The sequence below is a fragment of the Rhodococcus sp. IEGM 1305 genome, assembly GCF_030058635.1.
Lineage (GTDB): Bacteria > Actinomycetota > Actinomycetes > Mycobacteriales > Mycobacteriaceae > Rhodococcus_F > Rhodococcus_F opacus_D.
The window spans coordinates 1-17,745 of sequence record NZ_JASHKX010000032.1 but is presented as its reverse complement, the minus strand read 5'-3'; the positions used below and the strand labels follow the sequence as shown (position 1 = coordinate 17,745).

Here is a 17,745-nt window from a genome sequence, read left to right as displayed (position 1 = left end):
GCGTCGAGTGGGTACCCGGCAGCTGAGGAGCAGCGATGAGCGCGGTCACGACGAATCAACCACTCGGCACCCCCACCTGGATCGACCTGGGCATTCCCGACCTCGACCGGGCGATGACCTTCTACGGGGCGGTCTTCGGCTGGGAGTTCGACGTGGGGCCCGAGGAGTACGGGCGGTACACGATGTGTCTGCTCGGCGGCAGGAAGGTTGCCGCGCTGATGCCGAATCCCGACGAGAACGCCACCGAGTTCTGGTGGAACGTCTACCTGGCGACCGACGATCTCGATGCGACGGTCGCTCGGTCCGCAGCCGCGGGCGGCACGGTGCTGATGGAGCCCATGGACATCGCCGACCAGGGTCGGATGGCGATGGTGCGGGATCCGTCCGGTGCGCAGTTCGGCCTGTGGCAGGGGCGGGCGCACGTCGGCTGCGAGCTCGTGAACGAGCCGAACACGTTGTTGCGCAACGACTTGGTGACCCCGAATCCCGGCCCGGCGCGGGACTTCTACGCGGCGGTGTTCGACTTCACGCTGGACGGGAACGACGACCTGCCCGGAGTGGACTTCACCTTCCTGCGCAGGCCGGATGGGCACGAGATCGGTGGCATCGTGGGCGACCCGGCCGCCGCGGAGTCCTCCTGGGGCACGCTCTTCCAGGTTGCCGATGCGAACGCCGCCGTTGCCGCCGCCCGGGCCAACGGGGGCACCGCGCAGGACCCGACGGACATGCCGTACGGGCGGACCGCCGATGTCACCGATCCGTTCGGGGCGACGTTCACGGTAGGTTCCCCTCTGCCGGGTGGGCAGGGGTAGAGGGGTCTCGGAGAAGTAGCTATCCGGTTCGGGAAGTGCGGGCGCTGGTCGAAGCGTCGCGTCCGAGTGAGGAAAGGACGTGCCGGTCTGTGGGTGGTTCCCGAGGTGAAGTGGGCTCCCGCGGTTGGGGCAGTCGATGACAACCTCGGTCTGACGTGCAAATCCCGCATAGCGAACTGCGCGAACGGCACTGAACGCGATGCTGTGAAGTCCCATCACCCGCCCCGGTGTCGCGCAGGTCGGCACCGACGGCTGTCCTACATCGCTGCTCCGTGTGTGGGATGGGCGGGCCAGCCGCGCCGGCGCGCGGTGCCGACGGATCGGGCCAGGTCACGGTGCAGGAGCCGAGTTGGTGACCAGTCAATGAACGACGCCATGTCACGGTGACTCGCCCGCGATCGGGCGCAGTGCACGGACAGCCAGCGGTCGGGGTCGTCCGCGATCATCGCCGGCCACGTGTCGGCGTCTTCAAATCGATCCGGTCGCCCCCGTCGACGGGGTCTCCCTCGAGCACCGATGTGAGTTTGTCGAGGTCGCCCGCAAGTGGCCGGAGCAACGGTGTCGGGGACGTCCCCAACGCGGCGTCGAGCTGGTCGGCGAGCACGTCATCGCCGGTCCAGTCCCGCACGCGCAGCGCCGCCGCACTCGGTGGCCACCTCCCGCGCACCGCCTCGACGATCGTCGATCACGATGGCGAGGGCGTCGCCAACCATCTGCACCACCTCGCCAGTCAGTCGGCCGGCCGCGCACCGGGTCCACGATCGCGGGCGGGCCGTGCGACCTCACCGGAGCCCCGAGCAACTCACCCGGATGCCGAGCGGGAGCCGGCCGTCGAATATACACACGAAGCTCACGTGAAGATCTGATCAACACAAGGACATCATTCGACCCGAATGGTTAAGCTCTGCATGCCTTTTCGTTTCGGTTGCAGTACGGACTGAATGGGGATTCGCATGACGAACATCAGCACAGCTCGACCCGGATACAAACCCTTCACCCGCCTGGCGGCGGTCGCAGGTATCGCCGTACTTGCCATGGTGATGGGTAACGGCACCGCCTCGGCAGGAGTCGACAACTCCAGCTCCGTCATCGACGCGGACGGCAACCGCATCGAGGTCCTGCAGGGCGACACCCAGTACCATGCCGTCCCGCCACTCGACGGCGTACCGACCAGCGTCGAATTCTTCCACAACGGCTACGCCGCGGTGAACATCAGCGGCCCCGACGCCGCCGACTTCGAGGGCACCAAGCTCACCGTCGGCTACCAGATCGGCTACCCGATCGCGCTGGCCGGCGCGACCATCGTCCTCAATTCGCCCGGCCTCGGATTCGCGATCGGGTCGGACACCGGCATCGACCTGGGGCTCGTCCCCGACTTTACCCTCGATCTGAGCGCCGGAACCAACGCCGAGCTGGCCGGTGACATCATCCCGTCGCAGGAGCTGGACATCGACCTGGAGCCGGGCGGTATCACCGAGGTCCCGCTGCTCGAGGATCAGGAGTTCGACGGACCCGAGGCGCTGGTGCGGATGCAGGGCGTTCACGGGTCCATCTCCGGCGCCATCGGAGCAGTCACCATCCGGCCATACGCGAAGGCCGTCACCGAAAACGGTGACACCGTCATGACATACGGTGTGCCGCAGAAACTCAACTAGGTATGAGGTAGCCGCACGGCCGGGTGCCGGGTTGAGGAGGGCCGTCGGGGCAAATCCGGCGGCCCCTTCCGCGCGAGTCGCGTCGAGCGGGCCGCACATATCTGCACACGTGCGCTCGGCGACGAGCGCCTTCGTGGCCAGTGCAATTCATACAGCTCGGCGCGCAACCGGTGGCGAGGCAGTGGCCACCCCAGCGCATTCGGCGAGTTGGCCAAGGGAAGATCGCGCCTCCGCCACATTGGTGCCGCGCCACCGCGTCGAAAGTCATGCGTCGAGCAACGCGCCGAGCTTCGCGGTCGCCGCACGCTCGACGAGCAACGGTACGAAATCCCGAATCGGGCATCCGACGAAGTAGGCGACCGCCTCCCCTACCGCGGTCCCGACCATCTCCCGCGACGCGGCCGGGAACTTGTTCAGCAACCGTACGGTGACCTGCGAAAGCTGGCGTTCTTCCTCCGCGGAGTTCATACCCAAAGCCTGCGCGCCCCCGGTCGCCCCGTCAATCCGTCACGTCGCGGCGCCGGAACCGAGTGCGGGCCCGGCCCGCCGACACGCGGGAATCCCCGCACACCGGGTGTGCGGGGATTCCCGCTGAGTGGTGGCGTCGCCTAGTCGATGCCGACCACCTCCTGCGCGATGGCGGCCAGCCTGGTCTGGGCGGTGGAGACGACGCTGTGCCGGTTCTTGTGCGCCTCCTCGTACGCCACGATCGCCCGCACGTCGCCTGGCTCGGTGAGGTCCTGGATCGCGGCGGCCGCCTTCGTGACGCTGAGTTCGTCGTAGTCGTCGATCGGCAGCTCCCCGGGCTCGAGGACACCGGTGGCGGTGCGGGCGGAGTGGATGACCCCGGCGACGCCACCGGCGCCCTCCCGGCGGGTGACCTGTTCGGCGGTCTCGAGGGCCGCGTCGCGGGAGGCTGTCAGGGTCTTGACCGCGACGTCCCCGGCCCGGGCGCTGCGGCTGAGGAGCTCGTTCAGGGCGGGTGGGGTGGTGCGGACGGTGTCGAGGGCGCGGTCCAGGCCGCGTGTGGACCAGGTGACGGGTCCGTGGACCAGCCGCACCGCGGCGCCGGCGGCGGCCTGCAACGGGGTGCGGCGCAACGCCTCCGGGCCACCGAGGGCGTCTTCGGCGAGCACGGTGGTCAACCAATCCACGGTGGCGGAGTGGGCGGCGATCAACCGGGACGCAAGGTTTTCGATGTCGCTCTCCCCGGCGGCGACGGCGAGGGCCTTGATGTAGCGGGCACGGTCGAGGAGCTGGTGTTCGAGGGCCAGATCGCCGAACAGCGCTTCGTCGAATGGTTGGGCCTGCTCGGTCAGGGCCTTGACCACGGCGGCGGCGCGGCCGAGGAACGGGCCGATCAGCTCGGGGACACCGCCGAGTTGGCGGATTGCGGCGTCGATGGCCTCGGCCCGGGAGCGGCCGTTGGCGGCGTTCTCCGACAGTTCTCGGCGTACCGCGTCGGTGCGGGCCTGGACGATGCGGGTTTCGGCGACCTGGATTTCGGTGTGGGTGAGATCGAGGACCGTGCGCAGCTGGGCAAGCAGGGTGGTCGTGTCGGGTGTGCTCATGCGGGTGTGCCCCTTCGGAGTTGATGGCATGGACGGTTGCACCCTGGCCGCGTACCCCGCCGAGGCCGACGGCAGCCCGGGCCGGGCCACTGTTCAACCGTTGTTAGCACCGCCGACCGAGCATGTTCAATCCGCGTCCGCACCATCGGTCGATTCCCGGGTCGGCAAAAACGAAAAGCGGGTGACACACCATTTCCGGCGCAACCCGGTCCCACGAGTAGGACGCTCGGGGTGGGCGACAGTTGACGCCCCGCCCAGGGCCAGCGCAGCACCGCAGCGGGACCTCGGTCAACGTGGTCCTGATTATTCGACGGGCCTGGCGGGCAGTCTGGATTCATGAGCACGGCGCAGCAAGAACGGGAAGACAAGTACGACGTCGGCGCCGACTTCGCGGTACCGAACCTGGACGACCTCGTCCCACCGGGCGGTCGGCTCGAGGAAGACACCGTCACCCTCGACACCCAATACTTCGACACCACGGACCGGGACCTGCTCCGCCAGCACGTCACGTTGCGGCGCCGATCCGGGGACACCGACGCCGGGTGGCAGCTGAAGGTGCCCGACCGCAAGGCGCGCACCGAAATCCGAGTGCCGCTCACCGCGGACGACTCGATGCCCAGCGAGCTGGCCGCCCTGGTCTCGGGGGTCGCGCTCGGCAAACCGGTACACCCGGTGGCGACGATCTCGACCGTCCGGCGCCGCCGCCGGATGCTCGACTCGGACGGGAACCTGCTCACCGAGGTCGCCGACGACACGGTCCGGGCCACCGCGGCCGCCGCCTCGGCCGGGGACGGCGCGGTCGCCAGCGACTGGCGCGAGGTGGAGGTCGAACTGGGCGAGAGAGGCGACGGGACACTACTCGAGGCGATCGGCAAACGACTGACCCGGGACGACGCCCACCCGTCCCGGTACCCGTCGAAACTGTCCCGGGCGCTGAACCCGAACGATCCGAGCCCCGCCGACGACGACTCCGGCGCGGAGGCGGTCCGGGAGCTGTTGACCGCCTACCTCGACACCCAGGTGCAGGCGATCGTCGGCGGCGACGTGTGGCTGCGCCGCGGGTTGGACCCGATCCACGCCACCCGGGTCGGCATCCGACGGTTCCGCAGCACCCTGCGGGTGTTCAAGAAAATGCTGGACCCCGCCGCCCGGACGCACCTCGACGAGGAACTGTCCTGGTACGCGGGGGTGCTCGGTGAGGTCCGGGACCGGCGGGTCCAACGCGCCCGGTTCGCCGCCGCGGTCACCGACCTACCCGACGAGCTGGTACTCGGTCCGGTCGCCGCCCGGATCGAGAACGACCTGCTCGCCGAACAACTCCGATACCGGGCCGAGCTCATGGAAACCGTCGACAGCGACCGGTACCGGGCGGTGCTCGCCGCGCTGGCGCGGTGGCGCACCGCACCGCCGCTGACCGAGGACGGCGACGACGAGGCCCTGCACCGCGCCCGGAAGGCCGCGAAGCGGGCCCGCTACGCCGCCGAGCTCACCCGCGGGCTGGTCGGGAAGAAGAAGGGCAAGAAGCGGGTCGCCGCATACAAGAAGGTCCAGAAGGTTCTCGGGGAGCACCAGGACAGCGTGGTGGCCCTGGGCACCCTCCGCGCCCTCGGGGCCCGCGCCGGGAGCACCGACGGCGAGAACGGGTTCACCTTCGGGCTGCTCTACGGGCTCGAGCTGCAGGCCGCCCGCCGTGCCCGCGACGACGCCGCCCGGCTCGCCACCTGATCCGCGTTCCGCAGTGCGCACCGGCGAGGATGCGGTGGCCCGTCGTTTGCGGACCGACACACTCCGGTACCGGGCGTCGCCCGACCCGCGCCCGCCCATGCCCGGAGCCGACGACGGTGCATCACCGTCGGGGGGTCGCGGGCGGGCCATTCAGCCGGGCAGATCTCGCGCCTCGGCACGGAGGCCGCCCGGACAGGGATGTGAGAAACGGACATTTCGGGAACACCAGGTGGGCAGTGTCCAGTACCGGCCGGGCGGCAAGTACCTCGATCCAGGCCCATCCTGATCGCGGCACCTCGCGTCCCAGCCACGGGTGACCGATCCATACCGAGAACAGCGGGTGGGAGATGTCGGACGGCAGTGACGATCGGGCGCGGGACGACGACGAGTGGAACTATCGCGCCCGCCACGAGGCGGAAACCCAACGACTCGACCGAAACTGGGCGGCGCTGCTCCAGGAACTCCCCGTCGTGCGGACCGGCGTGCAACTGCTCACCGGGTACCTGCTGACGTTGCCGTTCCAGCAGCGATTCACGGACCTGACGGACTTCGCGAGGTCGGGACCTACCCCGTTACCGTCGCCCTGTCGGTCCTATCGACGATGCTGCTGACCCCGGGATGCCGTCACGTCAGCAGCGCGGTGACCCGCAGCGAGGTCCGTCACCATCCACGGCGGTAATACCGGTAGTGACACACGTCACACAGATCTGAGGTTGGCTGGTGTAACGCTTCCGGCCCTCCCCGACACCGTTCGAGTAGCCGCAGACGCTGGGCCCGCGGCACTCGAATGAGGACCACCCACCATGATCGCCACACAGCTTCACCCGATCACCCGCTCCGCCACCAGCACCTCCTCCTGGAAGCGACTGGCTGCCGTCGCCGCCGCGACCGTCGCACTCGGCCTCGTCCCAGTGGCCGCCGCCGCCGCCACCACCGCACCCTCGAACGCCGCGCAACCCGTCGCCGCAGCCGTCACCCACGACAGCCCGCTCGACCGCGACAACGACATCCAGCAGCAACGCCAGCACGACCGCCAGCGTGACCAGCGGCAGGACCGTCGCGCCGAAACCATCGTCCTCGACGAGATTCTGGCCGGCTGGAACAGCGGCAGCTCCCAGCTGTAGCAGCCGCCTATCCCGGGGGTGCCAGCGGCGACCAGCTGCTCCCCCATCAGGGCCTGACGGCCTGACATCCGACGTCACCACTGTTTGAGAAACCGGCGAGAAGGCAACCATGAGCACCATCGACACCCGCACCACCGAGACGAACACCAGCACGGCAACAACATTCGGCAGAACCGTCGACCTGACCGGTGCGCTGATTCGCGCAGCGATCGCTCACGGCGAACACGAGAAGCGCACCGGTTCAGCGGACCCGAACTGGCCCCACTGGTACGCCGCCTACATGGTCGCCGAACAGGCGGGGACGGAGCCGCCCCGCTAACCGTCCTCGACACCACCCACCGATCAACCCGTCACCCCTGCACCACCCACCAAGGAGAACGTCATGTCCACGATCCACCTGCACCAGACCACCACCGCGACACCCGAACAATTCCTCGACGCACTCACCGACTTCGGGCCCGGCCGCGAGGCGGTCTTCGGCAACAGCGCCGACAACTACCTCCAGGTACACGAACTCGGCACCACTCAGGCCGACGTCACCGAGGGCTCGGGCGGGGCCTGGGAACGCCTGCGCTACGACTGGACCGACCCCCACCGCATCGTCATGACGACCACCGACTCCAACCTGTGGGGCGGCAACTCCGGCCACACCTACACCCTCACCCCGCGCCCCGACGGGACCACCGACGTCGACGCCGTCGTGGTCCGCGACGGCAAGAACCTCAAAGGACGAGCGCTCGGGGCCGTGCTCGGCGTCTTCGGCAGCCGCGTCCTGGGAAAGGCGTTCGACAAGACCGTCGCGGCCATCGAGGCCCGCAACCACACCCCGCGGACGGCGAACAACATTTAGACCCCACGGTCGCGCCGTCGAGCACCGCAACCACGGTGCCCGGCGGCGCCACCGTGTCCGACATTCCGTAGCAGTGGAGGTAGGTAGGCCGGCGACGTCCGCGTCGGGCCCACCGTCACGGTGTCGACGAGGGCGGTGTCTTCGCCGGCGTCCGGCGTCCCCGCACCGGCTTCGCCGCAGGGGTGGGAGTCTTTGCTTCGGCCGCGGTTCCGGGTCCGGTCGACGGCTCGCCGGTCCCTTGCTTATCCGGTCTGGTGCCGAGTTTGAGTTGATCGAGGACCAGCGCCGTCCCGCCGACCGCGGCCACGATCGGCCACTGCACCACACCGGTCACCGCGACCGCACCCATGGTCGACACGGCCGCAGGCGTCGAATGACTTCCACGCCGGGCACCCTCCGCAGCCCCGACGGCCGCACCCTTCATGCTGCCGACCAGACCGCCGACCGCAGCTCCACCGACCGCGCCGAGGGTGGCCGTCGCAGCCTCACCCGCTCCGGGTCGCCACCCGTACCGTACCGCTCACCAAATTCATAGCCTTTCGCCCCACTTCACCATCGCCGAGATCGACGACGCCGCCGATCCTGTCCGACCGGAAGTACCCACCGATCGTCCGCCTGAACAGGTCGCGGGCCTGTCTGTCCGCCTCTCACTCCCCCGGGGATGTGACCGGCTTGGGCGCCAACTCCGGTTCCGCAGGGCGGCCGGAGCTGGGATCGATGGTGAGGTCCTCGGAGTCGGCGAAGATCAGGCGACCGTCGTCGAGCGCGACCGCCCACCGATGCGCCGGCGCCCACTCGCAACCAGTGCCCCCGGATTCGGTCAGCACCGCGACGTCCTCGACGACCTCACCGGTGACGTCCGCTTCAGCCCTCCTGCGGACCAACACCCGGGCACCGATCGTCAACTCCGGGCCGCGAACCAGCCTGCTACCGCTTCTGTGGGCCATCTGCTGCACCTCGTTTGCTCGGTGAACCCGGGGTTGGAGCATAAGCACCCTCACCTCCAGCAGGCGACCCGAAAACCCGGCCCCTCCGACCATCGCCGGTTACTCACCGGTACAATCGTTTTGGTTCGTCTCGCCGCTCTTGCCAGGTTCCCGGTGGTGGTGCACCATCACTTCCGTGCGCAGTCCACGCTGGCCCTCGACCGCCCCACCGCCGTGCGCCGGTGACCGGGTGCACGGTCACCGACAGCTGAGCGCACACCCCCACCTGACCCTGGAACTGGTGCGGATCACGGCGTACCCGTCCGGGCTCCCGGTGCAGCTGGCCCTGACCGCGACCGGTCGACCGGCACGACGCGCCCTGCACCAGACCCGGCCGCTGACCGACCTCGCGGTCCCGTCGGCCCGGTGGTCCTCTCTGAACGTGTGGGCCGGAACCGCCGACCTCGCGGTCGCGGACCCATACCTTGCCCCGCCGGGATCTGCAGGCCACCGCCACCGGCATCTGCACCTACCGCAGCGAGCCGCTGTATTGGCTGCCCGTCCCGCCACCGGTACGGACGGTGACCCTGACCGCCGAGCGGCCGCAGATCGGGTTACCCGCCAGCATGACCACCGTGAACCTGGCGGTGATCGCACCTCTATCGACACCCCGCCGCACCTGATTCACGATTCCGGTCACCGGCCGGACGGTCGCCTGATACCGCGCAGTTCCGGGGACTTGGCGATCAGTCGGGCCACCAGCTGATGCGCCTCGGCGACTTCTCAGCCGTGATCCTCAGAGGACCTGCCGTCAGTGTCACCCTGGTGCGAGTGTGCGAGTTTGCGAGTTGGAGTGCTGTCGGCGTCGTAGGACCGGGCCAGCGCCACCGGCGCAAAGCTGCTCCCTGATCACGTCCATCTCACGGCACTACATTCGAGGGCCCCTAACCGAACACCGACACTAGTCGGGATCGGAGAGCCTACTTGGCAACCACGCTGCCGCCTGCGAATCGCAGCGATACCCGACTCTTGCGCCGTAGACACCCATAACGCTGTGACCGGGGTCGATGTTCAGGGACCGCCACTCCGCTACCGGGGTTTCTTCTCGGCGACCGCGGTCGCCGGGTGCACGGCGACCAGGCCGAGGCCTTGGCGTCGCTTGCAGAGCCGAGCCAGCTCCCGATACGCGGCCTCACCGAGCAACTCGGTCAGCTCCGGCGCATACGACTGCCACACCGCCTTCGCGCCGACGTGCGCGTCCGGCGAGCCGGAGCAGTACCAGTCCAGATCCGCGCCGCCCTCACCCCACCCGCGCCGGTCGTACTCGCTGATCGTCGTCTTCAGGACCTGCTCGCCGTCGGGTCGCTCCACCCATTCCTGGGTGCGCCGGATCGGCAGCTGCCAGCACACGTCCGGCTTCACCTCGAGCGGCTCGATGCCACGCTCGAGCGCCATCGAGTGCAGCGCGCACCCGATGCCACCCTCGAAGCCGGGACGGTTGAGGAAGATGCATGCACCCTTGTATCGGCGGGTCCGCAGCGCCGGCTCGTCGTCGAGCTCGTCCTCCTCGATGTACCCCTTCTTCCCGAGACCCTGCTTCATGAACTGCCAGTCCTCGGGTCTGAGCAGCTTCACCGACTCGTGCAACCTCTCGACATCCTCCTCGTCCGAGAAGAACGCGCCATGCGAGCAGCAACCGTCGTCGGGTCGACCCGCGATGATGCCCTGGCAGGCCGGGGTGCCGAACACGCAGGTCCAGTGCGAGAGGAGCCACGTCATGTCCGCGGCGATGAGATGCTCGGCGTCGTCGGGATCGAGGAACTCCACCCACTCCCGAGTGAAGTCGAGCCCAACCTCGGGGCTCGGCGTCATCTTGTCCGACGGCCCCGGAATACCTGCTGCCACAAACCCCCACGGTAGCCGACCCACGTAACAAACAAGGACTGATTCGATCCCCGTCCGAAAGCGAACGACGCCCGACCCGAATCTCGCCGACACCCCCATGGACCACCGCCGTGATATCCGGTCGGTCACCCCCGGACCCGTTGCCGCGCAACGGAAGCAACGCTCATCGGCACGGCCCAAGACGTCCGGCACCCGGTCAGCCCGCGAGGACCGTTTCAAGAGCCCGGCGGGGCGCGGCTACCCCATGTGGAAGCGCAGCTCCCGGTGTGGCCCGGTGCGAAATTCGCCGGACCTGTGGACGCAGGTCCGGGCTGTTCCACGTAGCCCGCGCTGCGCGGCCCACGCCTGCATGCGCTCCGAGATCACCCGGGGCCGCAACCGAGCGACGACCCATCCTCACCGAGGCGACTCATCGTTGCAGGCTCAGCGCCCCCACACGGAGACTGGAAGGGCGCCAGCTCTCCACCCCCGCGCAGGGCACTCGCCGAGGGAGTGATCAAACGGTGTTCGACAAATTCAGCGGCCAAGCACGCCACGTCGTCGTGCTCGCCTCCGACGCGGCCCGCACCCACCACCACAACCACCTCGGCGAACACCTCCTCACCGGCATCCACGCCGCCGGCGGCCCCACCGGTGCCACCCTGGGGAATCACCGGCCCCCACCTCGACACCGCTCTCGACGAGATCCCCGCCTACCCGAACACCGACCCCGGATGTGCCGGTCCCCCCTCCACCCCGACCCTGAAAAAGACCCTCGCCCAAAGCCTGCGGGAAGCCTCCCTACTCGGACACGACACCATCGGCACCGAACACCCCCAACCCCACGAATAGACCCGCACACCCCAGCGACATTCTTGTGGTCGGCCGCAGTCCCGGATCGGGGGGCAGCGCCTGCAGGAGGTCGGCGAAAGGAACCTGCCGGCGGCGGTCACGCAGACGTGCGGGTGGCCTGCGCACCGCCCCATTCCACTCGGTGATGATCTCGCTGGTCGGGGAGTACGGGTCTCTGCTGCGCGTCCGCTCGGAGCCGACAACAACGAAGTGTCGTGCGGGTTCGAGTTGCTCACCGGCGCCGATCTCGGGTCCGAGCCCGTCTCACTGTCTGACGAGGCCCGCGGTTTCCGGATCCTGGTGCTCGCCGCAGTCGCCCAGGACCACCCCCGCCGCCGTGGGCGCCGGGGACCGATGTCCACGGGTACGGACTGCACCCACGGTCGGATCGCGGCCTCGTCGTCATGCCCCCGGCGTCCTCTCCTGTCCGGGCCCTGCCACCGACAAATCGCCAGCGCCCGACTTCCGTGCGCGGCCGGCGCATCCCGACCTCGCCGAGGCACCGCTCCCCCAATCGGGAACCGGCGGTCCGTCACCGCCAGAACGGCCCGTGCGCGGCGGGGCCGGTACCGAGCCGGTAGACGACAGTGGGAACCGGAAAACTGTCCGGGCTCGATATTCGCGGTGCAGCAGGTCGGCGACGAGCTCGTCAGTTCGGTCGGCGATGTTCTCGGGTTGCGGGCGACGGCCGATCCCGAGCCCGGAAATGATCAGGACACGATCGCAGCGCGACCCTCGATTCCCAACGACCACCCGAAATAGTGGTTCCACGCGACCAGGATGTCGCGTCCGCTGTAGTGCCGGAACTGCCTCAACACCACGACCACCGCATCGAAACTGACCTCGTCCCATCGGCGGATCGTGTCGGCGTTTTAGTGCCCGCGCGACCGCGAACACGTATGCATTAACGTCGGGGCTTCGCCGACGCCGGCGCCGTGCTTCCTCGTGAGCGCTTTTCTCCGTCGCGGATCATCTACCTGTCCGCGGTGACGTCGAAACTACTCCGTCAGCGCTGGTCAGGATAGAGATCGTAAGCGATTCCGTCGCCGGGTCCAGCAGCTGGTGGAGGCGTAAAAGTGTGAGTTCGGACCCGACCGGGCACGACCGAGAGGAACCCATCCCAAGATTTCGGCGGAGGTGTCGTCGATGGCAGCATTGCACAGTCAGACCACAACCAATCCCCGCGGTCCGGGAGCTCGTACCCGCGCCCTCGACACCGCCGAGGGGGTGCTCATCGGGATCCGCCGGATCGGGACCGCAGACGCTTTCGACGAACTAGTGAATGCGGCCCGCCGTCACGGCTGTCCGTCTTCACCCTCGCCGAGGCCCTGGTCGCCCTCGCCAGCGGCAACGAGTTGCCCGAGCCCACCGCCGCCCGCGCGGCCCGCACCGAATGGGGCGCACTGTTCTGGCTGAACACCCGAACAGCACCGTTTCCGAGACATAAGCCCTCTGGGTTTCGATGGCCACGTCGGCGGATACTCTACTGACGCTACCTCCCGAGTTCGTTCGGACACACAGCGATTCGGGTGGTAGGGCCCACCAGCTGCGGTGACCGTTGGGCGCTCACTCCGGTTGGTGGGCCACCTCGCCCGCCGCAACCATCGCACACGCAAGAGACACAGCGTGGGGGTCGCAGGGAAGCAACGACCACCGTGCGTGGAACTCGAGCTGCACCAGCAGACCCGGCACCGTGACCGGTCAACGGAAGATCGTCCACACCGCGGCAGCGGCGAGCGCTACGACAACCATGACCATCACAACGTTGACAATATCTTCGTGGTCGGCGAGAAGTTGTTGCATGGCACGAGGTCTCCAGTTCCGGCGGCGATCAGAGCGAGTGAGGGCGAGCGCGAGCGCCGCACGGATCGCTGACCGTATGGACACATCGGCACCGACCATGGCGCACCAGGTTGGCCACGCGGCCGGGATCATGGACCCTGCGTTGGCCCCGAGCGCACCGGCCAGCATGGCGGCGCCGAGAGGAAACCGGCGGCGGTGAGGTCAATGCCACCCTCCCCACCGCCGGGGCGCCGCCGCGAGCACCCACAACGGCCACCGAGCGGAACGGTTGTCCACCGGGACACCTCCGTGGCACTCAGTGTAGAACCACCGAACCGACTTCGCCCCGTTGCCGGACCGCTGGGTGGCGGTGCCGAGTCAGCATTTCCGCGGACGCCGGAGCCGGGCGTCGTCGACCGCACTCCCCGTGTCGAGGGACTGAATCAAGCCAGATCGGTTGGCCCTGACCGGTTTCCGGAAGGGGTGTCGATCGCATCCTTTGATTCCGCTGCGGTGTGTTCCCGCTTTGCTTCAGCTGGCGTGGGCGTGCCGCTGTGGGAGTTGGGTGAGTAGTTGCTCCCATTCGTCGAACCGGACGGCGTCCGGTGTCCGCCGACGGGTCGGGGATCCGGCGGCGAGGTCGACCAAATTCCGGGCGGCACCGAGGACGGTCAGGTGATGACGGCGGGAGACGTCGAGGAGTTCGTCGAATGCCTGGGCGTCGCTGCAGCCGCGGGCGGCCATCAGGATGCCCTTCGCGCTGGCGAGTAGTTCGCGACCGTCGGGGCGCCGGCGGGAAAGAAGACGCGTCGGGCTCGGAACCGGGGTGGGGGGTGATTCTGCGGTGTCCTCGATCATGTGATGTGTCCTTTGCTCTCGTGCATCGACCGGAACGTGCCGGTGTGCCGACAACCATCCCGACCGTGACGTGAATGTGAGCCACGTCACTGACGATGCGTGATCAGTTCTAGCACACCGGCAGCAACCAGCGATCTGCACAAACGTCCAGATACCGGTCGTCGCCCCGCACAAACCTTCGTGGTGGTCATGCGCGACGTGACGGCGTGCAGGTGGCGGGGCGTGGCGTCACCACTGGTCAGGTGGGTAGGGACGAGAGGAGAGTCAGCGCACCGAGGGCCAGTGTGACGATCAATCCCCCGGCGATGGCTCCGCCACTGCCGGCGCGGAGAACGAGGACCTCGCGGTCGCGGGGAACGGGGCGCGGAGGGTGTGCGGTCATCGGTTCTCCTTGACGGTCTGGCTCGTCGCAACGAATTTATCTATGTCGGCGCATATAGATTTTGTTGTACATGTCGGCAGTGAAAAACTCAAGCCGACATTGGTAACCGTGCGGCTCGATCCTCAGCTCTGGCTGGAGACGTGCAGTGCCCATTCAGTCCAGTGCCGCGCTGTCGACACGCGCATCCCCACGCCCCGATGCTCCGGTGTCATTCGTTCGAATGACATGGGCGACCACGGGTCGCGAGTAGCACGCCCGGTAGGACTGGACACCCGGCTGCGGACCCAATCCCACCTGCTGCCGCAGAACGGGTCCCGGCCACCCACTGGGCTCGACCCCGGAAGGTCATATCACCTACCAGAGAACGACAATGGGAGACACGCACCACGCAACCGGACCGCGCTCACGACCACCCACCGACCGAAGCGGTTGAGTCCACGGCACATTCTGCCCCCGAGCGCATGTCGCGGCACCGGACCCTCTAATCTGACGGGTCCGAAGACCCAGAACTCACCGTCCGCGTCATCCCCAAGCAGCCGGACGAATTCACCTGCACCAGTTGCTTCCTCGTCCACCACCGCAGCCGCCTCGCCGACGCCGCGCAACAACTCTGCCGCGACTGCGCCTGAACACGGTCGGACCGACCGAGAAGCGCGGCCGCCCTCAGATTGGCCCGCATCGCACACCCTCGATCGCCGCCGCCACGGCCTGATTCGCCCTCCACGGACCTCCCTGCGGCCTCGCAGGCGACACGAGGTGGGGCGGGCGGGGCTCGAACCCGCGACCAACCGATTACGAGTCCACGGCTCTAACCGACCGAGCTACCGCCCCATCACTGCACTACCCCACTCTCGCGGGACCTGGCGACGGTATCTCCACACCGCCGACCGTCCCCGCTCACGCTCCGGGAGAAGGTCTTCACACGCGGCCAAAGAGCTGCCGCACCCCACCGTTGTCATCAACGGCATACAGCGCCATCCCCAACAGATCGAGAATCCGTTGTGGTGCCCGCACCGCCGCTTCCACCGATCGCGGCTCATCACGCACGACCAGAGCAAACGACACCGACTGATCCGGTTCGCTCGGCATCCGCCGCACGAGCTGCCCGATGGCGGTATCGACATCCAACCCCGGCGCGGAGCTCGCACCCTTGACCTCGACATAGAGCCGGCGTCCGTCCTTGTCGGCAACGATGTCGACGACATCCGTATCGGTGCGGACCGTCCACCCCTGAGACGATAACCACCCCGCGAAGTCCCGAGCCACGCGAGCCTCATCACGTCTCATACCCGACACGGTAAACCGGAAGCCTCAGTTCCGAACAACACCACAGCGCAAAACACATCCGATGCGGCTATGCCACGACTGAGGCATACCCCGGCCGATCATGCGGTGAGATCGACGTCCCCTTCAGGACCTCATCCACGTGATTCATGTAATCGACTGACTGCTAGCGCAATTCGTGTGCACGATGTTTGACGCCGACCAGAACTGGCCACGAAGCGGCTGCCGCCGATCATTCTCCCCGGTGACGGCCGGGTGTCCGCGCAGCCGAATCCGGGTTCGGGTTCGGGGCGGAACGGTAGGAGCCCGGATCGATGGTCAGGTCCTCGGTGTCGGCGAAGACCAGCCGCCCGTCGTCGAGCGCGACCGCCCACCGATGCACCGGCGCCCACTCATGCCCACCACCGCCCGGATCAGTCACCGCCGCGTAATCCTCGACAACCTCACCGGTGAGATCGACCCCGGAACTCCGGCGGACCAGCACCCGGACACCAACCGTCAACTCCGGGCCACCTACCGGCCGGTTGCCACTGTCTCGGGCCATGCTGACACACCTCTTCGCTCGGCGAAACTCCCGAAATCGAGCATAAGCACCACCCGACCCGGTACGCGACCCGACCACCATCCAAGATCGAGAACACCGCCGAAGCAGTCGGCTGTCATGGACCGCCGCCGCCCGACGGCAGCTCCGGGTCACCGAACTGTGGCGGATTCCCCCTTTTCGTCTGACCCTCGCTCGCCGCCACCCTCTTCGCCGGAGCCGCCGCAGCGGCTGCAGCGGTCGCCGCACATGCTTATCTGACTCTGCGGCTCATGGTGGCCGAGGCCAACCGGTGTGGTTGACCGCGTTCACGCCGGTAAAGCGGGCAATGCCATTTCCCGAGGTCACTTGCAGCGTGGGCGGTGCGGGAAGCCGCGCCTGCGCTATCGGGTGTGCACAGTGCCGCCGAGTCCAACGTGAAGCGGCGGGCACAGCGCGATCGACGGCAGGGAGGTGGGCACCGCCGGCCCCCACACGGAAAAGTCCATATAGGGGAATCCTCCGAGCAGATGGCACAACACCTCCACCTGATGGGATTTCACCGAACTCGGTGCACACGTCGACAGCCCGCCAATGACGAAACTCTGCCATGCGCATCCACTCGGGACGGGCGGTGCTGCGTGTGCGGGTGCTGCGGTTAGGGACATCGGTGCAGCCGCTGTTGCCGCCGCGGCGAGGGTGAGGCGCAGAAACCGAGACATGGGTCCTCCGGTGGTGCGGGCCCGACCCACCGTCCATTCTCGCAGGTCAGGTGTCACTGCCGCGGTCCATCCGACGGATCTTCTCGCGGCGGGCAGGTTTGGCCAGCATGTGCTTACGGTTTTTCGGGCCGCGGAACATTTCGTCGAGCCTCCAGTTCTCGATGTTGCCGCGGAACCGGGGGATGCGTTTGGCCGCCAGATACACCAGCTCCTGGCGGTCCGAGCCGAGCCGGTCGGCGAGGGCGTCGACGTGCATGAGGAGTTCGTCGTCGAGGCGACATCGACCCGGACGGTGGGCGGTGGCGGTCACAGGTCGTGCACCGGCGCAACGATCTTTAGATCGCCCGCGAGGTCGCCAGGGTTGTCCAGGAGCCGGCGCACCGCGACGCGCATTAACGCTGAACTCAACCGTGCGCCTTGCCGGTACGGCATCCATAGCAGGTCGGCGGGTCCGATGGGGCTTGGTGCCGCGGCTCTCAGGTGCACTACGAGTGTGATCGAGCCGGCGAGGGTCGCTGTCCAGCCAGGGTCTCGTAGACCTGCTGTAGCCCGTCCCGGAAAGCGACGAATTCGCTCAGGATCAGTTCCGCGGTCAGATCACCGGTGAACCCCCACCCGGATCGCGATCGGCACCCGGGCGAACGCCGGAACAGCTCGTCAGGGCCGGGCATTTTCCCCGAGCGACAACGCGATGTGCTCGTTGGCCTCGCTCCCGATCACAATCACGTGTTCAACCCCTATTGAGAGCGTGTCTCATGTGGGGAGCTTCTTGAAGCAGGTGAGTGCGGCGGCGAGGTG

The 17,745-nt window shown here is 68.0% G+C and carries 20 protein-coding genes, 1 tRNA gene and 2 pseudogenes; 11 read left to right on the top strand and 12 right to left on the bottom strand.

Annotated features, from left to right (window positions below):
• The first annotated feature begins 35 nt into the window (after nt 1-35).
• Entirely contained in the window at nt 36-812 is a 777-nt protein-coding gene (locus QM693_RS29400) for a VOC family protein (RefSeq protein ID WP_283354080.1), read from the top strand.
• 442 nt (nt 813-1,254) lie between these two features.
• Here the strand turns inward: QM693_RS29400 and QM693_RS29395 are convergent, their stop codons facing one another.
• Nucleotides 1,255-1,479, bottom strand: coding sequence for a hypothetical protein (locus QM693_RS29395; RefSeq protein ID WP_283331838.1), 225 nt, complete (start codon nt 1,477-1,479; stop codon nt 1,255-1,257).
• 286 nt (nt 1,480-1,765) lie between these two features.
• Between QM693_RS29395 and QM693_RS29390 the strand changes: the two genes are divergently transcribed.
• Entirely contained in the window at nt 1,766-2,467 is a 702-nt protein-coding gene (locus QM693_RS29390; RefSeq protein ID WP_283354079.1) for an MspA family porin, read from the top strand.
• A 264-nt stretch (nt 2,468-2,731) separates the two neighbouring features.
• Here the strand turns inward: QM693_RS29390 and QM693_RS29385 are convergent, their stop codons facing one another.
• Together QM693_RS29385 and QM693_RS29380 are read right to left on the bottom strand one after the other, a co-directional pair.
• Nucleotides 2,732-2,935: a three-helix bundle dimerization domain-containing protein gene (locus tag QM693_RS29385; protein ID WP_280783782.1), complete on the bottom strand. Its 204-nt coding sequence runs from the start codon at nt 2,933-2,935 to the stop codon at nt 2,732-2,734.
• A gap of 140 nt (nt 2,936-3,075) precedes the next feature.
• Nucleotides 3,076-4,038 carry a DUF8129 domain-containing protein gene (locus QM693_RS29380; protein ID WP_283354078.1) on the bottom strand — a complete coding sequence of 321 codons (963 nt, stop codon included), beginning with the start codon at nt 4,036-4,038 and terminating at the stop codon, nt 3,076-3,078.
• 336 nt (nt 4,039-4,374) lie between these two features.
• Between QM693_RS29380 and QM693_RS29375 the strand changes: the two genes are divergently transcribed.
• The 5 genes and pseudogenes from QM693_RS29375 (at nt 4,375) to QM693_RS29355 (ending at nt 7,737) form a co-directional block, all read left to right on the top strand.
• Nucleotides 4,375-5,763, top strand: a complete 1,389-nt coding sequence (locus tag QM693_RS29375) for a CYTH and CHAD domain-containing protein (protein WP_283354077.1) — start codon at nt 4,375-4,377, stop codon at nt 5,761-5,763.
• 347 nt (nt 5,764-6,110) lie between these two features.
• Nucleotides 6,111-6,373 (top strand): annotated as a pseudogene (locus tag QM693_RS29370) (DUF6328 family protein); the annotation flags it as partial.
• A 193-nt stretch (nt 6,374-6,566) separates the two neighbouring features.
• A complete protein-coding gene (locus QM693_RS29365; protein ID WP_283331841.1) occupies nt 6,567-6,887 on the top strand; it encodes a hypothetical protein in 321 nt (106 codons plus the stop codon).
• A gap of 109 nt (nt 6,888-6,996) precedes the next feature.
• Complete coding sequence (locus QM693_RS29360) at nt 6,997-7,206, top strand: glyoxalase (protein WP_283331842.1); 210 nt, start codon at nt 6,997-6,999, stop codon at nt 7,204-7,206.
• 63 nt (nt 7,207-7,269) lie between these two features.
• A complete protein-coding gene (locus QM693_RS29355; RefSeq protein ID WP_280783787.1) occupies nt 7,270-7,737 on the top strand; it encodes an SRPBCC family protein in 468 nt (155 codons plus the stop codon).
• A gap of 115 nt (nt 7,738-7,852) precedes the next feature.
• Here QM693_RS29355 and QM693_RS29350 read toward each other — a convergent pair whose 3' ends face one another.
• Nucleotides 7,853-8,161, bottom strand: a complete 309-nt coding sequence (locus QM693_RS29350; RefSeq protein ID WP_283354076.1) for a hypothetical protein — start codon at nt 8,159-8,161, stop codon at nt 7,853-7,855.
• A gap of 223 nt (nt 8,162-8,384) precedes the next feature.
• On the bottom strand, nt 8,385-8,684 hold the full coding sequence (locus QM693_RS29345; RefSeq protein WP_283354075.1) for a hypothetical protein: 300 nt from the start codon (nt 8,682-8,684) through the stop codon (nt 8,385-8,387).
• A 464-nt stretch (nt 8,685-9,148) separates the two neighbouring features.
• Between QM693_RS29345 and QM693_RS29340 the strand changes: the two genes are divergently transcribed.
• Complete coding sequence (locus tag QM693_RS29340; protein ID WP_283354074.1) at nt 9,149-9,346, top strand: hypothetical protein; 198 nt, start codon at nt 9,149-9,151, stop codon at nt 9,344-9,346.
• A gap of 406 nt (nt 9,347-9,752) precedes the next feature.
• Here QM693_RS29340 and QM693_RS29335 read toward each other — a convergent pair whose 3' ends face one another.
• Nucleotides 9,753-10,535, bottom strand: coding sequence for a DUF3109 family protein (locus QM693_RS29335; protein WP_283354129.1), 783 nt, complete (start codon nt 10,533-10,535; stop codon nt 9,753-9,755).
• A 666-nt stretch (nt 10,536-11,201) separates the two neighbouring features.
• On the opposite strand from QM693_RS29335, the gene QM693_RS29330 reads away from it, so the two are divergent.
• Both QM693_RS29330 and QM693_RS29320 read left to right on the top strand, forming a co-directional pair.
• A complete protein-coding gene (locus QM693_RS29330; protein WP_283354073.1) occupies nt 11,202-11,399 on the top strand; it encodes a hypothetical protein in 198 nt (65 codons plus the stop codon).
• Between the two features lie 1,659 nt (nt 11,400-13,058).
• Complete coding sequence (locus QM693_RS29320) at nt 13,059-13,274, top strand: hypothetical protein (protein WP_280783793.1); 216 nt, start codon at nt 13,059-13,061, stop codon at nt 13,272-13,274.
• Between the two features lie 438 nt (nt 13,275-13,712).
• Here QM693_RS29320 and QM693_RS29315 read toward each other — a convergent pair whose 3' ends face one another.
• Both QM693_RS29315 and QM693_RS29310 read right to left on the bottom strand, forming a co-directional pair.
• The gene (locus QM693_RS29315) at nt 13,713-14,039 is read right to left on the bottom strand and encodes an ANTAR domain-containing protein (protein ID WP_283331846.1); all 327 of its coding nucleotides are present in this window, start codon (nt 14,037-14,039) and stop codon (nt 13,713-13,715) included.
• A gap of 238 nt (nt 14,040-14,277) precedes the next feature.
• Nucleotides 14,278-14,421, bottom strand: coding sequence for a hypothetical protein (locus QM693_RS29310; RefSeq protein WP_280783795.1), 144 nt, complete (start codon nt 14,419-14,421; stop codon nt 14,278-14,280).
• Nucleotides 14,422-14,927: 506 nt separating this feature from the next.
• On the opposite strand from QM693_RS29310, the pseudogene QM693_RS29305 reads away from it, so the two are divergent.
• Nucleotides 14,928-15,050 (top strand): annotated as a pseudogene (locus QM693_RS29305) (DUF4193 family protein); the annotation flags it as partial.
• A gap of 128 nt (nt 15,051-15,178) precedes the next feature.
• On the opposite strand, the gene QM693_RS29300 reads toward QM693_RS29305, so the two are convergent.
• The 4 genes from QM693_RS29300 to QM693_RS29285 all read right to left on the bottom strand — a co-directional run bounded on the left by QM693_RS29300 (nt 15,179) and on the right by QM693_RS29285 (nt 17,257).
• A tRNA-Thr gene (locus tag QM693_RS29300) sits at nt 15,179-15,252 on the bottom strand.
• A gap of 87 nt (nt 15,253-15,339) precedes the next feature.
• A complete protein-coding gene (locus tag QM693_RS29295) occupies nt 15,340-15,687 on the bottom strand; it encodes a hypothetical protein (protein ID WP_283331847.1) in 348 nt (115 codons plus the stop codon).
• A gap of 250 nt (nt 15,688-15,937) precedes the next feature.
• Entirely contained in the window at nt 15,938-16,249 is a 312-nt protein-coding gene (locus QM693_RS29290) for a hypothetical protein (protein WP_283354072.1), read from the bottom strand.
• Nucleotides 16,250-16,993: 744 nt separating this feature from the next.
• Nucleotides 16,994-17,257 carry a hypothetical protein gene (locus QM693_RS29285; protein WP_280783797.1) on the bottom strand — a complete coding sequence of 88 codons (264 nt, stop codon included), beginning with the start codon at nt 17,255-17,257 and terminating at the stop codon, nt 16,994-16,996.
• Nucleotides 17,258-17,745 lie beyond the last annotated feature (488 nt).

What these genes read in the sequence shown, in the direction of transcription:
- QM693_RS29390 (WP_283354079.1), top strand. Translation starts at nt 1,766, where the DNA reads ATGACGAACATCAGCACAGCTCGACCCGGATACAAACCCTTCACCCGC.
- QM693_RS29290 (WP_283354072.1), bottom strand. Translation starts at nt 16,249, where the DNA reads ATGGCCCGAGACAGTGGCAACCGGCCGGTAGGTGGCCCGGAGTTGACG.
- QM693_RS29310 (WP_280783795.1), bottom strand. Translation starts at nt 14,421, where the DNA reads ATGACCGCACACCCTCCGCGCCCCGTTCCCCGCGACCGCGAGGTCCTC.
- QM693_RS29360 (WP_283331842.1), top strand. Translation starts at nt 6,997, where the DNA reads ATGAGCACCATCGACACCCGCACCACCGAGACGAACACCAGCACGGCA.
- QM693_RS29355 (WP_280783787.1), top strand. Translation starts at nt 7,270, where the DNA reads ATGTCCACGATCCACCTGCACCAGACCACCACCGCGACACCCGAACAA.
- QM693_RS29380 (WP_283354078.1), bottom strand. Translation starts at nt 4,038, where the DNA reads ATGAGCACACCCGACACGACCACCCTGCTTGCCCAGCTGCGCACGGTC.
- QM693_RS29345 (WP_283354075.1), bottom strand. Translation starts at nt 8,684, where the DNA reads ATGGCCCACAGAAGCGGTAGCAGGCTGGTTCGCGGCCCGGAGTTGACG.
- QM693_RS29375 (WP_283354077.1), top strand. Translation starts at nt 4,375, where the DNA reads ATGAGCACGGCGCAGCAAGAACGGGAAGACAAGTACGACGTCGGCGCC.
- QM693_RS29365 (WP_283331841.1), top strand. Translation starts at nt 6,567, where the DNA reads ATGATCGCCACACAGCTTCACCCGATCACCCGCTCCGCCACCAGCACC.
- QM693_RS29400 (WP_283354080.1), top strand. Translation starts at nt 36, where the DNA reads ATGAGCGCGGTCACGACGAATCAACCACTCGGCACCCCCACCTGGATC.
- QM693_RS29385 (WP_280783782.1), bottom strand. Translation starts at nt 2,935, where the DNA reads ATGAACTCCGCGGAGGAAGAACGCCAGCTTTCGCAGGTCACCGTACGG.
- QM693_RS29315 (WP_283331846.1), bottom strand. Translation starts at nt 14,039, where the DNA reads ATGATCGAGGACACCGCAGAATCACCCCCCACCCCGGTTCCGAGCCCG.
- QM693_RS29350 (WP_283354076.1), bottom strand. Translation starts at nt 8,161, where the DNA reads ATGAAGGGTGCGGCCGTCGGGGCTGCGGAGGGTGCCCGGCGTGGAAGT.
- QM693_RS29335 (WP_283354129.1), bottom strand. Translation starts at nt 10,535, where the DNA reads ATGACGCCGAGCCCCGAGGTTGGGCTCGACTTCACTCGGGAGTGGGTG.